General features: G+C 59.5%; 10 protein-coding genes. 8 read left to right on the forward strand and 2 right to left on the reverse strand.

All coding sequences use genetic code 11. The features are described from left to right. The first annotated feature begins 311 nt into the window (after positions 1–311). The 6 genes from H9Q10_RS09760 (at position 312) to H9Q10_RS09785 (ending at position 5650) form a co-directional block, all read left to right on the forward strand. Positions 312–1004 (forward strand): DUF3108 domain-containing protein, encoded by a 693-nt coding sequence (locus tag H9Q10_RS09760; RefSeq protein WP_197903794.1) that lies wholly within the window; start codon positions 312–314, stop codon positions 1002–1004. A 130-nt stretch (positions 1005–1134) separates the two neighbouring features. Next, positions 1135–2397, forward strand: a complete 1263-nt coding sequence (locus tag H9Q10_RS09765; RefSeq protein ID WP_197903795.1) for an RsmB/NOP family class I SAM-dependent RNA methyltransferase — start codon at positions 1135–1137, stop codon at positions 2395–2397. Between the two features lie 108 nt (positions 2398–2505). After that, a complete protein-coding gene (gene grxD, locus H9Q10_RS09770) occupies positions 2506–2814 on the forward strand; it encodes a Grx4 family monothiol glutaredoxin (protein ID WP_197903796.1) in 309 nt (102 codons plus the stop codon). Between the two features lie 138 nt (positions 2815–2952). Continuing rightward, a complete protein-coding gene (locus H9Q10_RS09775) occupies positions 2953–3246 on the forward strand; it encodes an H-NS histone family protein (RefSeq protein WP_197903797.1) in 294 nt (97 codons plus the stop codon). A 107-nt stretch (positions 3247–3353) separates the two neighbouring features. Next, positions 3354–3821, forward strand: coding sequence for a hypothetical protein (locus H9Q10_RS09780; RefSeq protein ID WP_197903798.1), 468 nt, complete (start codon positions 3354–3356; stop codon positions 3819–3821). Between the two features lie 95 nt (positions 3822–3916). Further along, positions 3917–5650, forward strand: coding sequence for a potassium/proton antiporter (locus H9Q10_RS09785; RefSeq protein ID WP_197903799.1), 1734 nt, complete (start codon positions 3917–3919; stop codon positions 5648–5650). A gap of 194 nt (positions 5651–5844) precedes the next feature. Here the strand turns inward: H9Q10_RS09785 and H9Q10_RS09790 are convergent, their stop codons facing one another. Then, the gene (locus tag H9Q10_RS09790) at positions 5845–6321 is read right to left on the reverse strand and encodes a DciA family protein (RefSeq protein WP_197903800.1); all 477 of its coding nucleotides are present in this window, start codon (positions 6319–6321) and stop codon (positions 5845–5847) included. Between the two features lie 299 nt (positions 6322–6620). Here H9Q10_RS09790 and secA point away from each other — a divergent pair, with 299 nt between their 5' ends. Together secA and H9Q10_RS09800 are read left to right on the forward strand one after the other, a co-directional pair. Next, entirely contained in the window at positions 6621–9362 is a 2742-nt protein-coding gene (gene secA / locus H9Q10_RS09795) for a preprotein translocase subunit SecA (protein WP_197903801.1), read from the forward strand. A 385-nt stretch (positions 9363–9747) separates the two neighbouring features. Further along, positions 9748–10518 carry a class I SAM-dependent methyltransferase gene (locus H9Q10_RS09800; RefSeq protein ID WP_197903802.1) on the forward strand — a complete coding sequence of 257 codons (771 nt, stop codon included), beginning with the start codon at positions 9748–9750 and terminating at the stop codon, positions 10516–10518. 363 nt (positions 10519–10881) lie between these two features. Here H9Q10_RS09800 and rpoC read toward each other — a convergent pair whose 3' ends face one another. After that, the gene (rpoC, locus tag H9Q10_RS09805) at positions 10882–15060 is read right to left on the reverse strand and encodes a DNA-directed RNA polymerase subunit beta' (protein WP_197903803.1); all 4179 of its coding nucleotides are present in this window, start codon (positions 15058–15060) and stop codon (positions 10882–10884) included. Between the last annotated feature and the right edge of the window lie 95 nt (positions 15061–15155).

Consider the following 15155-nt stretch of genomic DNA (forward strand, 5'->3'; position numbering starts at 1 on the left):
AAGAGCCATCATGCGCACCCACCTGCTCCCCCTTGCCGCCCTGCTGCTCGCCGCCTGCGGCCAGCCCTCCGGCCAACCCGCAGCAGGCCGTTGCCGCCGCACCCGCAGCCGCACAAAGGCTACCTGAAACCGAAGTTTGATTTTTCAGGTAGCCCCTCTCCGCCACAGGCTACCTGAAAATTCCCGTCAAACCATGTAACCGCCCGCCCCCGCCGCCGCACTTAGGGCTATAATGCCGCCCCAAAGCCGCCGCCGCGCAGCCTAGCCGAAACACACCTTCCTTAGCCAACTGATTAACCAAAGGAAAGCCCATGACCGCCCTCCGCCTCACCGCCGCAGCCGCCCTCTTCGCTGCCGCCTTCGCCGCCACCCCCGCCTTAGCCGACACCCCCTTCCCGCAAAACGCCGAGCTGCACTACATCGGCCCCTACGGCGTGCCCGCCGTGATGACCTTCAACCAAAGCGGCGGCCACTACAACGTCAGCGCCGACATCAACGTCCCCCTCTACAAAATGCGTTTTTCCTCCAACGGCAGCATCAGCGGCAACCGCCTCCAGCCCGCCCGCTACAGCGACACCCGCAAAGGCCGCCCCTACGCCGGCGCCACCTTCAACTACGGCACCAAAACCATCACCTACGGCAAAACCGGCCAAACCGAAAGCCAGCCCATCAGCGGCCCCACATTCGACCTCTTCACCCTCGCCTGGCAGCTCGCGCTGAACAACGGCCAGCTCCCCGCCAACCTGCACATCACCAACGGCAAACGCGTCTATCCCGTGCGCGGCATGACCCGCCTGCCCCCCGCCCGCTACAACATCAACGGCGCCAGCATTCCTGTCAACCGCTTCCGCGTGCAGCGCGGCGACGACACCATCGAATACGCCTTCGCCCCCGATTTCGCCAACATCCCCGCCCGCATCAAATACACCGACGACGGCAAAACCTACGAGCTCAAACTGCGCAGCGGCAAAATCGACGGCCACCCCATTCAGCCCGCCAAATAAAGCCGCACGCAAGCCGCACAACACCCAACAGACAAGCTGCACCACAGCCTGTCTGTTTCTTATCCACAAATTTTCAGGTAGCCTTCCCCTGCATCCCAAAGGCTACCTGAAAAATCAAACCCACTCCAAAATGACCCCCGCCCAACTCCTCCACACCAGCACCCTGCTCGGCCAAATCCTCGGCTTCGAGCAGCCCGCCGACGCACTCGTTTCCGCCTATTTCCGCAGCCACAAAAAGCTCGGCCGCCAAGACCGGCACGAAATCGCCGAAACCGTATTCTCCGCCCTGCGCCATTTGCAGAAAATCCAAAGCGCCCTGCCCGATCCCGTGCGCCAGTCCCGCCGCGCCGCGCTCGCCGCCCTCGTGCTCGGCCGCGGCCTCAGCATCTCCACCCTCGCCGGCTGCACCGACGAAGAAGACACCCAATTCCTCGGCAGCCTGAAAGCCCGCAAAACCGAGTTTGCCCAGCAGCTCAACACTGCCGCCGAACTGCCCGAATGGCTCATCGCCCAGCTGCACGCCCAAGGCTGGGGCAGCGAACGCATCCTCGCCTTCGGTCGTAGCACCGCCGCCCCTGCCCCGCTCGATTTGCGCGTGAACACCCTCAAAGCCAAGCGCGACAAAGTGCTTGCCCAACTGCAAGCCGAAGGCATCCGCTGCGAAGCCACACCTTACTCGCCGTGGGGCATCCGCCTGCACGACAAATCCGCCCTCATGCGCCATCCGCTGTTCCTCGACGGCAGCATCGAAGTGCAAGACGAAGGCAGCCAGCTGCTCGCCCGCCTCACCGGCGCGCGGCGCGGCGAAATCATCGTGGATTTCTGCGCCGGCGCCGGCGGCAAAACACTCGCCCTAGGCGCCGCCATGAACAACAGCGGCCGCCTCTACGCCTTCGACATCGCCGAAAAACGCCTGGCCAAACTCAAACCGCGCATGGTACGCGCCGGCCTCACCAACATCAGCCCGCAGCGCATCGGCAGCGAAACCGACCCACGCCTCGACCGCCTCACCGGCAAGGCCGACCGCGTGTTGGTCGACGCGCCCTGCTCCGGACTCGGCACCCTGCGCCGCAACCCCGATTTGAAATACCGCCAATCGCCCGAGCGCATCGCCGAGCTGGAAAAACAGCAGGCCGCCATCCTCGGGGCTGCCGCCCGCCTGGTGCGTCCCGGCGGCCGGCTGGTGTATGCCACCTGCAGCGTGCTCGCCGCCGAAAACGAACACCAAGCCGAACGCTTCGGCGCCGCCCACCCCGATTGGCGCCTGGAAAGCGCCGCCGAACTGCTGCCCGACTGCGCCGAGCTGTTTTCAGGTAGCCCCTATCTGCAGCTCGACACCGCCGCCCACCGCACCGACGGCTTCTTTGCCGCCGCGTGGACGCGGCCCGAATAAAACTGATTGCGCGGTGGCAAATCGGCTATAATGCCCGCCGTTTCAAACGCCGTTTGCCATCCGCACCGGCATAACCTTTCCGATATCTAATTCACAAAAGGAAACACCATGAGCATTCAAGAAGAAATCAAACAAATCGTGAGCGGCAACCGCGTGGTGCTGTTTATGAAAGGCACCAAACAATTCCCGCAATGCGGCTTCTCCTCCCGCGCCGTGCAAATCCTGCAGGCCGCCGGTTGCAATGACTTCCTCACCGTAAACGTTTTGGAAAACCCAGAAATCCGCCAAGGCATCAAAGAATATGCCGACTGGCCCACCATCCCGCAGCTGTATGTAAACGGCGAATTCGTGGGCGGTTCCGATATCATGATGGAAATGTATGAGGCCGGCGAACTGCAATCCTTGCTGCAAGCCTAAGCCCCGTTTCCGCCAAACAATCCAGCCCGATTCGGCACTTCAATCTGCCGAATCGGGTTAATTATTTTCCCCATTCCATCCGATATTCCCTTATAATCCTCCCACATTCATTCCAATAACCGAAGCAAAGGAAAATTCATGGCAGCCCGTGAAACCCTAGACCAACTCCTGGAACAGAAAAAAGCCTTGGAAGACCGTATTCAACGCCGCGTGGCTTCCGAGAAGAAGAAAAAGATCAACCAAATCGTTTCCCTGATGCAAACTTTCGACATCAGCCTGAGCGATGTGGAGGCCGGCCTGAAAGAAAAGCAAAGCCGTCCGCAATACCGCAACCCGCAAACCGGCGCCACCTGGGGCGGCGTGGGCAAACGGCCGAAATGGATTGTGGAAGCGCAGGAAAAGGGAATCGATATTAAAAAATTCCTGGTGTAGTTCGAAAGGATATTCCGCAACAGGCTACCTGAAAACCAAAAGCAATCGTTTTCAGGTAGCCTTTTTCAACCAGCCCCCATCCGGCCTTCCCACACACAGAGACTACCATGCTGAAGAAAACCTTCAACCTTCCCCTTATCGGGCAATTAACCATGCAAGGCCGGCGGAAAACTTGGGAAGGGAAATGGCTGATACCCGAATTCGGGCCAGAGGGCTTTAATGTAACCATTTATGCCGAGTTAGACGGCCCAACGGCGGCACAGCAAAACGTGTTGCAAACTTTTTATCAAAACCGCAGTGAAATATTGGATTTGATACGCGACGAATTGCTATCCTGTTTAAACAGCGGCGATTGGGATATTCCCGATTCACCCGCCATCACCGCCGAGAATATCTGGCAGTTTCTCAGCCCCGAAATCATTACGCTGGATAACCCGGGCGATAAGCGCAGCTATTACGGCAACGGTGCCGATATGCTGCTGTCGATAGGCTGGCTTGGCAGTTGGTCGGAAGACTACGGTATTCAGGTTTATCTGAAAAACGGCATCGAGTTTGACGGTATCGGCAGCGAATAATTTTCAGGTAGCCTCATTCCCGCCGCCTGCCTTGGCAACAAAATTGCTGCCACCCGGCATTTTCCCCGCAACATTTCACCCATAAGGATTCCCGCATGGAGCAGTTCAACACCCTGTTTCTGGTTATGGCTTCGCTGTTGTTTGTCAGCGTGGTGGCCACGCGTATGTCGGCACGGCTCGGCATGCCGCTGCTGCTGGTATTCCTCGGCGTGGGCATGCTGGCGGGCGAAGAGGGCATCGGCGGCATCCAGTTCAACAACTACACGGCCGCCGCACTGGTGGGGCAGCTGGCGCTGGCCATCATCCTGCTCGACGGCGGCCTGCGCACACAGATGTCCACGGTGCGTATCGCGCTCAAGCCGGCAGCGGTGCTGGCCACGCTGGGCGTGGTGGCCAGCGTGCTGCTGCTGGGCTTGTTCGCCACCCTGTTTATGGGCATCGACTGGAAACTGGGCTTCCTGATGGCGGCGATTGTGGGCTCCACCGATGCGGCGGCGGTATTTTCGCTGCTGCGCAACAGCGGGGTTAGGCTCAATTCGCGCGTGTCGGCCACGCTGGAGCTGGAAAGCGGCCTGAACGACCCGATGGCCATCCTGCTGGTAACGGCGTTTACCGGGCTGATTGCGCAGCCGGAGCAGTCCGGCCTGCTGCAGGTGTTGGTGATGCTGGTGCAGCAGCTGGGCTTGGGGCTGCTGTTCGGCTTTGCCGCAGGCAAGCTGCTGGCCTTTATGCTCAAACGCATCCGGCTGGCGGAGGGCTTGTATGCGCTGATGATTGCTTCAGGCGGGCTAATGCTGTTTGCGGTAAGCAATATGTTCGGCGGCAGCGGCTTTCTGGCGGTGTATCTGGCCGGGCTGCTCATCGGCAACTCGCGCAACAATGCCACGGAACACGTGCTGAATGTGATGGACGGCCTGGCCTGGCTGGCGCAGGCGGCGCTGTTTTTGGTGCTGGGGCTGCTGGTGTCGCCCTCGCGGCTGCTGGATCACGGCTGGCAGGCACTGGTGATCGGTGCGTTTCTGATGCTGGCGGCGCGGCCGCTGGCGGTGTGGCTTTCCATCCGCTGGTTCCGCTATGCCAAGCGCGAGCTGATCTACATCAGCTGGGTGGGCCTGCGCGGCGCTGTGCCGGTAACGCTGGCACTGATGCCGCTGATGATGGGCGTACAAGGCTCGATGCTGTTGTTTGACGTTACCTTCGCCGTGGTGATTTTGTCGCTTTTGGTGCAGGGTACCACCATCCCGGTGGCGGCACGGCGGCTGGGCGTGGTGATCCCGCCCGCGCCCGAACCGCAGGCCAGCCGCGAGCTGTGGCTCACGCGCACGCTGCCGGTGCTGATGCAGTCGTTTGCCGTGGAAGCCGGCTCCGATGCGGAAAACAGCCACCCCTATGCCATGACGCGCAGCTCAGATTTTTCAGGTAGCCGCTTCTTCGCCCTGGTACGCGACGGGCAAATGCTGCAAACCAATATGAGCACGCGCATGCAGGCGGGCGATGTGGTGTGGTATGTGCTGCCGGAAGACAAGGGCGAGGAATTTGCCGAACAATTTGCCGGCAACGTGCCCGGGCAGCAGCAGTTTTACGGCGAATTCGTGGTGCGCCCCGACGTGCGCGCCGACGAGCTGGCCCAGGCCTACGGCTTGCAGACCAAGCCGGAAGAGGCCGGGCTGCAGCTAGTTACCCTGTTCCGCCGGCGCTTCGGCGACGTGCCCGTAGCCGGCGACCGCATCAACATCGGCGGCATCGAAATCACCGTGAAAGAGCTCGACGAACACAGCCACATCAAATGGCTGGGTCTGAAAATTCCGCGTGCGGCGGAAGCGGGCTAGAACAGTTTTCAGGTAGCCTCAAATACAAAAACAGCATGGCCATCCATCATGCTGTTTTCCTTTTGCCAACAGGCTACCTGAAAATATAAAGCCATTAAAAAAGAAGCCGCCTGAAAGCAGCAACTTCAACGCAGTCAAACAAAACCCGCAGGCAACTAGGTTCACTCACGAATCCAACCGGCTTCCGCCCAAACCTAAGCCCCGCCTTCCCCCTCATCCGCATGCCGAGCCAAACGCCGCAGTGCCGCCGCCAATTCCGGATGCCGGGCCAAGCCCTCCGCCATTTCGCGGCACTTCTCCGCCGCAGCCCGGCTCAAATGCGCCTGTTTCACCTTCTCCCGCTCCGGTTCGCGCGGGCTGATTTTCACCAGCACCTCCCGCGCCTCCGGGCATACCGAGCGCCAGGCCGGCAGCAGCCCCGGCGAAAGCATCCGCAACCGCGCCGCCGCCATATTGTTATCCGCATACCACACCAGCACCCCGTCACGCAGCCGCACCGCCCGGCAATAGCGGCGCAGCTTGGCCGGCAGGTTCGCTTCCAGCGCTTCCGCCGTGTGCCGCCAGCCCTCAGCCTGCACAATCAAATCGTGCAGCGCCAAATCGCCGCGGCTCATCTGCTCCCGGCTGTGCAGGCTGTGCCGGCCCGGATCAAGGCGGTCGAGTTCAGACATAATTAAGGCTACCTGAAAAAGAAAACAGTCAATCAAACCATCAGGGTAAAACCACAAAAGGCTACCTGAAAACCCAGTTTCCAATAAACGACCGCGTTTTCACCGCCCACCCCCGCCCGCCCCGCTTGAAATCCCGCACAGGCAGGCCATATTAGCAAGCGCGAACGGGTTTGATTATGCTAAAATTACCCGTTATGTTCATCCGAAATAAAACGATACGGCATCGCCGCTTTTTATTTTGCATGCCCCCTATTCTACTACCCGGCAACAGCAATGCCGCATAAGGGATTAAATATTTTATGATTACTTCATTGGCCAAAAAAGTGTTCGGCAGCCGCAACGACCGGCTCCTGAAACAATACCGCAAATCCGTGGCGCGCATCAACAGCATGGAGGGCGCCATCCAAGCCCTCGACGATGCCGCCCTGCAAGCCAAAACCGCCGAATTCAAGCAGCGGCTGGACAAAGGCGAAACCCTCGACGACATTCTGGAAGAAGCCTTTGCCGTATGCCGCGAAGCTTCCCGCCGCACCCTCGGCATGCGCCATTTCGACGTGCAGCTTATCGGCGGCATGGTGCTGCACCAGGGCAAAATCGCCGAAATGCGCACCGGTGAAGGCAAAACCCTGGTGGCCACGCTGGCCGTGTATCTCAACGCCCTTTCCGGCAAAGGCGTGCACGTGGTTACGGTAAACGACTACCTCGCCTCCCGCGACGCCGAAATCCTCAGCCCGCTCTACAACTTCCTCGGTATGAAGGTGGGCGTGATCATAGCCAATATGGATCAAGACGCCAAACACGAAGCCTACGGTGCCGACATCACCTACGGCACCAATAACGAATTCGGCTTCGACTACCTGCGCGACAACATGGTGCACCAGCTGAGCGACAAAGTGCAGCGCGAGCTGAACTTCGCCGTGGTCGACGAAGTGGATTCCATCCTCATCGACGAAGCCCGCACCCCGCTCATCATCTCCGGCCAGGCCGACGACAACACCGATCTTTACCTGATCATGAACAAAGTGCCGGCACAACTGAAACGGCAGGAAAAAGAAGACAGCGAAGGCGACTACTGGGTGGACGAAAAAAACCGTACCGTATTGCTCAGCGAAGCCGGGCACGAACACGCCGAACAAATCCTCACCAGTATGGGCCTGCTCAAAGAAGGCGAATCGCTCTATTCCACCACCAACATCGCGCTGATGCACCACCTGATGGCCGCCCTGCGCGCCCACAGCCTGTTTAATCTCGACGAACACTATGTGGTACAAGACGGCGAAATCGTGATTGTGGACGAATTCACCGGCCGCCTGATGGCCGGCCGCCGCTGGTCGGAAGGCCTGCATCAGGCCGTGGAAGCCAAAGAAGGCGTGGAAATCCGTAAAGAAAACCAAACCCTGGCCTCCATCACCTTCCAAAACTATTTCCGACTCTACAGCAAACTCTCCGGCATGACCGGCACCGCCGACACCGAAGCCTACGAGTTCCAAAGCATCTACGGCCTCGAAACCGTGATCATCCCCACCAACCGGCCGATGATCCGCAAAGACCACAACGACCAAGTGTTCCGCACTGCCGAAGAGAAATACGAAGCCGTGGTGGCCGACATCAAAGAGCGCCACGCCAAAGGCCAGCCCATCCTGGTGGGTACCACCAGCATCGAAAACTCCGAGCTGGTATCCAACCTGCTCTCCCGCGCCGGCCTAGCGCATAATGTATTGAACGCCAAAGAACACGCCCGCGAAGCCGACATCGTGGCGCAGGCCGGCAAAACCGGCATGATTACCGTGGCCACCAATATGGCCGGCCGCGGCACCGACATCGTGCTCGGTGGCAACGTAAAACACCTCAGCCACATCATCCGCAATAATCCCGACTTGAGCGATGAAGAAAAAGAACGGCGCATCAAAGCGCTGGAAGACGGCTGGCAGGAAGAGCACGACCGCGTGATCGCCGCCGGCGGCCTGCACATCGTCGGCACCGAACGCCACGAAAGCCGCCGCATCGACAACCAATTGCGCGGCCGCGCCGGCCGTCAGGGCGACATCGGCTCCAGCCGTTTCTACCTCTCGTTTGAAGACCCACTGTTGCGCCTGTTCGCTCTCGACCGGCACGCCGCCCTGCTCGACAAACTCGCTCCCGAGCGCGGCATCCCGATCGAAGCCAACCTGCTCACCCGCCAAATCGAAAGCGCCCAACGCAAAGTGGAAGGCCGCAACTTCGATATGCGCAAACAGGTGCTGGAATACGACGACGTGGCCAACGACCAGCGCAAAGTCATCTACAGCCGCCGCAACGAAGTGTTGGAAACCGCCGATAATTCCGAGCTGATGACCGAAATGCGCCGAGAAGCCGTGGACAACCTGGTCGATCTCTATATGCCCGCCGACAGCATCGAAGAGCAATGGGACCTGCCCGCACTGGAAAAACAGCTGCACGCCGAGTTCCTCATCGACGCCCCCGTATCCGAATGGCTCAAGCAAGACCCCACGCTCGACAACCAAGACGTGAAAGAGCGCGCCTGGCAGCTGGCCGACCTCGCCTACACCGCCAAAACCAACCTGGTCGGCCCCGAGCTGATGCATCAGTTCGAGCGCAACATCTTCCTGCAAGTGATGGACACGCAATGGCGCGAACATCTCTCCGCCATGGACTACCTGCGCCAAGGCATCCACCTACGCGGCTACGCCCAGAAAAATCCGAAGCAGGAATACAAAATGGAATCCTTCGAGATGTTCCAAAACCTGTGGCAGAGCATCCGTGGCGAAACCGCCAAGCTCCTGTCGCAAGTACGCTTCGAACTGAACGAACCCGTGGCCCAGGAAAGCGCCCCCATCCCGGTGGACTACCAGGAAACCCACGCCCCCGCGCCCGACATCACCTTCCTTGCCGCCAACGGCAGCCCCGAAGCCGCCGAGTTTGCCGCAGATGACTTCAGCCCCCAAGCCCTCGCCGCCCGCGGCCAGCTGGTGCACCGCAACGACCCCTGCCCCTGCGGCAGCGGCCTGCGCTACAAACAATGCCACGGCAAGCTGGACTAAACCGCCCAGCCTAAGCCGAGCATCAAAGGCTACCTGAAAATCAGAAACCGGTTTTCAGGTAGCCTTTTCCTTATTCATTCGAACCATACGCACCACAGGCTACCTGAAACCCGGGATACAACGAAACGCAGCCATATTTCAACGCAGCCGAAGCAAGCCTCTCGGCAGCCAAACCCCCTGCCCCATTTTTCAGGTAGCCCCAAGCGCCCGCTTGCCGCACCCGCCCTTTTCCAGTATAAACCCGTCAGCGCCGCCCCTTACACACAACAATCATCCGGCGCCTCAAACCACTCTCCAACCCGTTTCCATCACTGCCGCATTTCGCCGCCTGTTCGCATTTTCAGGTAGCCTCCGGCAGCCCATCCACACCGCACAGGAGAGCATCATGTCCAAAGACCAAACCGGCCACCACTTCCTCGCCCGCCTCGGCAAAACCCGCCTGCGCCCCGGCGGCCGCCGCGCCACCGACTGGCTCATCAGCCAAACCCGCTTCGCCCCCGACACCCGCGTGCTCGAAGTGGCCTGCAACATGGGCACCACCGCCATCGGCCTCGCCCAACGCTTCGGCTGCCCCATCACCGGCGTCGATTTGGATGACAACGCCCTGGCCAAAGCCCGGCAAAACATCGCCGCCGCCGGCTTGGAACGGCTCGTGCAAGTGCAGCACGCCAACGCCACCGCCCTGCCCTTCCCCGACAACAGCTTCGACATCGTCATCAATGAAGCCATGCTCACCATGCTGCCGCTCGCCAACAAACAAATGGCCGTGGCCGAATACTTCCGCGTGCTCAAGCCTGGCGGCGTACTGCTCACCCACGACGTGGTCGTCAGCGGACCCGACACCGAAGCCGTTGTCCAACGCCTGCGCGACACCATCCAAGTCAAAGTCACCCCGCTCACCGAAAACGCCTGGACGGAACTGTTCCGCCAAGGCGGCTTTGCCGGCATCACCACCCTCAGCGGCGGCATGACCCTGCTCTCCCCCGCCGGCCTGCTGCACGACGAAGGCTGGCGCCGCACCCTGCGCATCCTCAAAAACGCGCTCAAAGCCGAAAACCGCGACACTTTCAAACGCATGTACCGCACCTTCAACGACCCCGCGCGCAGCATGGGCTTCATCGCCGTATGCAGCCGCAAACCCGTCGAGGCTGCCTAAGCCCCGCCGCAGGCTACCTGAAAATACGGCTTAAAGGGCAAAAAGACGGTTTCACCCTTCGTCCTTTGAGCCGAAAATCCGTGCGGCGACTTGCGTCCAAACAAATGAAATACCTTCCTGCGGGGCCAAAACCTAAGCTTCCACGCCCGTTAAAACCGCCCTGCCACATTTTTCAGGTAGCCTTAAATGCTTCTCCGGCACAGCAATGCCAGCCTTGCCATCTTCGTAAAATGCAACACGGCGGTGCCAACGGCCATCGCCCGCCCCATACCACATGAGGCTACCTGAAAACCGCCAGCAAACAAAAAAGGCCGAAACCGCCCATGCGGTCTCAGCCTTTTGCTTTTCAGGTAGCCTCAAGCCTTATTCGGCGGCTTCGTCCACCTTTTCGTTCACCTGCGCTTCGTGGTGTGCCTGCCACTGCGCACGGCGGCTGCGGTGGTAGGTCAGGCCGGTGCCGGCCGGAATCAGACGGCCCACGATCACGTTTTCCTTCAGGCCGCGCAAGTCGTCTTTCTTGCCCATAATCGCGGCTTCGGTGAGCACGCGGGTGGTTTCCTGGAAGGAAGCGGCGGAAATGAAGCTGTCGGTGGAGAGCGAGGCTTTGGTGATGCCCAGCAGGATGTTGTCGAAGCGTGCCGGCTCTTTGCCTTCGGCGGTGGCACGTTCGTTGGCCTGCATCACATCGCCGCGCTCCACTTGCTCGCCGGTGATGAAGCCGGTTTCACCGGGGTCGGCGATGTTCACGCGGCGCAGCATCTGGCGGATGATCACTTCGATGTGCTTGTCGGAAATGCGCACACCTTGCAGGCGGTACACTTCCTGCACTTCTTGCACGATGTAGCGCGCCAGGGCTTCAATGCCCTGCAGGCGCAGGATGTCGTGCGGATCCACCGAGCCGTCCACGATGATCTCGCCGCGGTTCACCACTTGGCCGTCGTGCACCAGAATCTGTTTCTCTTTAGAAATCAGGGTTTCATGTGCCGCACCTTCCAAATCAGTGATCACCAGGCGCTGTTTGCCCTTGGTTTCCTTACCGAAGGAGACGGTGCCGGTAACCTCGGCCAGCATGCCGGCGTCTTTGGGCACGCGGGCTTCAAACAGCTCGGCCACGCGCGGCAGACCACCGGTGATGTCGCGGGTTTTGGAAGAAGCCTGCGGGATACGCGCCAGCACGTCGCCCTTGCCCACTTCCTGATCTTCGCGCACAGTAATTACCGCACCCACAGGGAAGGCCATGGACACCGGGGTTTCGCTGCCGGGCACGGTCACTTCTTCGCCGTTTTCATCCAACAGTTTCACGGTCGGACGCAGCAGTTTGCTGCTGCTGGAGCGGCGTTTGCCATCGATCACCACCAAAGTGGAAAGGCCGGTGATTTCGTCGGTTTGGCGGGTAACGGTTACGCCTTCTTCCACGTTTTCAAAGCGCACGCGGCCGGCGTATTCGGTAATCATCGGGCGGGTATGCGGATCCCAGGTGGCTATGGTTTGGCCGGCCTTCACCGCAGAGCCGTCCTGCACCAGCAGGGTGGCGCCATAGGGCACTTTGTGGCGCTCGCGCTCGCGGCCCACTTCGTCGTGGATCACCAATTCGCAGGAGCGGCCGATCACCACCAATTCGCCTTTATTGTTGGCCACATAGCGCATCTGGCTGCTGAAACGGGCGGTACCGTTGGATTTGGCTTCCACTTGGCTGGCAGCGGCGGCACGCGAAGCAGCACCACCGATGTGGAAGGTACGCATGGTCAGCTGGGTACCCGGTTCGCCGATGGATTGCGCGGCAATCACGCCCACGGCTTCGCCGGTGTTCACCAGTTTGCCGCGTGCCAAATCGCGGCCGTAGCACTTGGCACACAGGCCATAGCGGGTTTTGCAGGTAATCGGGGTGCGGACTTTCACTTCGTCCACGCCGGAGCGGTCGATCAAATCCACCAGCTGCTCGTTGAGCAGGGTACCGGCTTCCACCAGGGTGGCGCCACTGGAGGGATCCACCACGTCTTGCGCGGTCACACGTCCCAAAATTCGGTCACGCAGGGCTTCGATCACGTCGCCGCCCTGTACCACGGCCTTCATCACGAAGCCGTCGTGGGTGCCGCAATCGTCTTCCACCACCACCAAATCTTGGGTTACGTCCACCAAGCGGCGGGTCAGATAGCCTGAGTTGGCGGTTTTCAGCGCGGTATCGGCCAAACCTTTGCGCGCACCGTGGGTGGCGATAAAGTATTGCAATACGGTGAGGCCTTCGCGGAAGTTGGAAGTAATCGGCGTTTCGATAATCGAACCGTCCGGCTTGGCCATCAGGCCGCGCATACCGGAAAGCTGCTTGATCTGGGCGGCGGAACCGCGGGCGCCGGAGTCGGCCATCATATAGATGGAGTTGAAGGACTCCTGATCCACTTCCTTGCCTTCGCGGTCGATTACCTTCTGTTTGGAAAGGTTGTCCATCATCGCTTTGGCAATCTTATCGCCGGCACGGCCCCAAATGTCCACTACCTTGTTGTAGCGCTCGCCGTTGGTGACCAAACCTTGGCGGTATTGGTCTTCGATTTCCTTCACTTCTTTCTGTGCTTCAGACAACAGTTTGGCTTTCTCTTTCGGCACTTCCATGTCATCCACACAAATGGAGATGCCGCCTTTGGCCGCGAAGCTGAAGCCGGTGTACATCAGATGGTCGGCAAAAATCACCGTATCGCGCAGGCCGCACAGGCGGAACGAGGCGTTAATCAAGCGGGAGATTTCTTTTTTCTTCAGCGCTTTGTTGATGTATTCAAACGGCAGGCCTTTGGGCAGGATTTCAGAAAGCAGCGCACGGCCAACAGTGGTTTCGTAGCGCTTGGTTACCGGCTCGAACTCGTCTTGGTCGTTTTTCAGCCATTCCTGCAGACGGACGGTAATCTTGGTACCCAGTTCCACCTGTTTGGTGTAATAAGCGCGATGCACTTCTTTCACGTCGGAGAATAGGCTGCCTTCGCCTTTACCGTTGATTTTATCGCGGGTCATGTAGTACAGACCCAACACGATGTCCTGCGAGGGCACGATAATCGGCTCGCCATTAGCAGGCGAGAGCACGTTGTTGGAGGCCAGCATCAGGGTACGGGCTTCCATCTGCGCTTCCAAACTCAAGGGCACATGCACGGCCATTTGGTCGCCGTCGAAGTCGGCGTTGAACGCGGCACACACCAAGGGATGCAGCTGGATGGCCTTGCCTTCGATCAAAATCGGCTCGAAGGCCTGGATGCCCAAACGGTGCAGCGTCGGCGCACGGTTCAGCATAATCGGGTGTTCGCGGATTACTTCTTCCAAAATGTCCCACACTTCCGGCACTTCCTGCTCCACCAGTTTTTTGGCAGCTTTAATGGTGGCGGCCAAACCGCGCACTTCCAGTTTGTGGAAAATAAACGGCTTGAACAACTCCAACGCCATTTTCTTCGGTAAACCACACTGGTGCAGGCGCAAATAGGGGCCGACGGTGATCACGGAGCGGCCGGAGTAGTCCACGCGTTTGCCCAACAGGTTTTGGCGGAAGCGGCCACCTTTACCTTTAATCATGTCGGCCAGGGATTTGAGCGGGCGTTTGTTGGCACCGGTCATGGCTTTGCCGCGGCGGCCGTTGTCCAGCAGGCTGTCCACAGCTTCTTGCAGCATGCGTTTTTCGTTGCGTACGATGATGTCGGGCGCATGCAGCTCCAGCAGGCGTTTCAGGCGGTTATTGCGGTTGATGACGCGGCGGTACAGGTCGTTCAAATCGGAAGTGGCGAAGCGGCCACCATCCAGCGGCACCAACGGGCGCAAATCTGGTGGCAACACGGGCAACACGTCCATAATCATCCATTCCAGCTTCATGCCGCTTCTGTGGAAGGCTTCCAACACTTTCAGGCGTTTGGCCAGTTTTTTGATTTTGGTTTCAGAGTTGGTGCTGTCCAATTCCTGGCGCAAGATTTCGATTTCGGCGGTGATGTCCAGTGAACGCAGCAGCTCGCGGATGCCTTCGGCACCCATTTTAGCGTCGAAGTCTTCGCCGTATTCGTCCAGCTTGGCGTAGTAGTCTTCTTCGGTGAGCAGCTGGCGGCGTTGCAGCGGGGTCATGCCGGGATCGGTCACCACGAAGGCTTCGAAATACAGCACGCGCTCGATATCGCGCAGGGTCATGTCCAGCACCATGCCGAGGCGGGAGGGCAGCGATTTCAAGAACCAGATGTGGGCCACGGGCGCAGCCAGCTCGATGTGGCCCATGCGCTCGCGGCGCACTTTGGACAGGGTCACTTCCACACCGCACTTCTCGCAGGTTACACCCTTAAATTTCAAACGCTTATATTTTCCGCACAAGCATTCGTAGTCTTTCACCGGGCCGAAAATTTTGGCGCAGAAAAGGCCGTCGCGCTCGGGTTTGAAGGTGCGGTAGTTGATGGTTTCCGGCTTTTTCACTTCGCCGTAAGACCAAGAGCGGATGGTGTCCGGCGAGGCGATGCCGATCTTGATGGCATCGAATTCTTCTTCCATGCCTGCGGCTTGCAGGGGGTTAAACAAGTTCGACAAATTCATTTTTGCTCCTAATCAGGATTTTATATTTTGCTCACTCTGTTTCAGGTAGCCTCAGGCTACCTGAAAAATATGGAACGGCGGTTTGGCGGGAATAT

The sequence above is a fragment of the Eikenella glucosivorans genome, from assembly GCF_016025525.2.
In the GTDB taxonomy this organism is placed as follows: Bacteria; Pseudomonadota; Gammaproteobacteria; order Burkholderiales; family Neisseriaceae; genus Eikenella; species Eikenella glucosivorans.

What these genes read in the sequence shown, in the direction of transcription:
- H9Q10_RS09775 (WP_197903797.1), top strand. Translation starts at nt 2,953, where the DNA reads ATGGCAGCCCGTGAAACCCTAGACCAACTCCTGGAACAGAAAAAAGCC.
- H9Q10_RS09780 (WP_197903798.1), top strand. Translation starts at nt 3,354, where the DNA reads ATGCTGAAGAAAACCTTCAACCTTCCCCTTATCGGGCAATTAACCATG.
- H9Q10_RS09760 (WP_197903794.1), top strand. Translation starts at nt 312, where the DNA reads ATGACCGCCCTCCGCCTCACCGCCGCAGCCGCCCTCTTCGCTGCCGCC.
- H9Q10_RS09765 (WP_197903795.1), top strand. Translation starts at nt 1,135, where the DNA reads ATGACCCCCGCCCAACTCCTCCACACCAGCACCCTGCTCGGCCAAATC.
- H9Q10_RS09785 (WP_197903799.1), top strand. Translation starts at nt 3,917, where the DNA reads ATGGAGCAGTTCAACACCCTGTTTCTGGTTATGGCTTCGCTGTTGTTT.
- rpoC (WP_197903803.1), bottom strand. Translation starts at nt 15,060, where the DNA reads ATGAATTTGTCGAACTTGTTTAACCCCCTGCAAGCCGCAGGCATGGAA.
- grxD (WP_197903796.1), top strand. Translation starts at nt 2,506, where the DNA reads ATGAGCATTCAAGAAGAAATCAAACAAATCGTGAGCGGCAACCGCGTG.
- H9Q10_RS09800 (WP_197903802.1), top strand. Translation starts at nt 9,748, where the DNA reads ATGTCCAAAGACCAAACCGGCCACCACTTCCTCGCCCGCCTCGGCAAA.
- secA (WP_197903801.1), top strand. Translation starts at nt 6,621, where the DNA reads ATGATTACTTCATTGGCCAAAAAAGTGTTCGGCAGCCGCAACGACCGG.
- H9Q10_RS09790 (WP_197903800.1), bottom strand. Translation starts at nt 6,321, where the DNA reads ATGTCTGAACTCGACCGCCTTGATCCGGGCCGGCACAGCCTGCACAGC.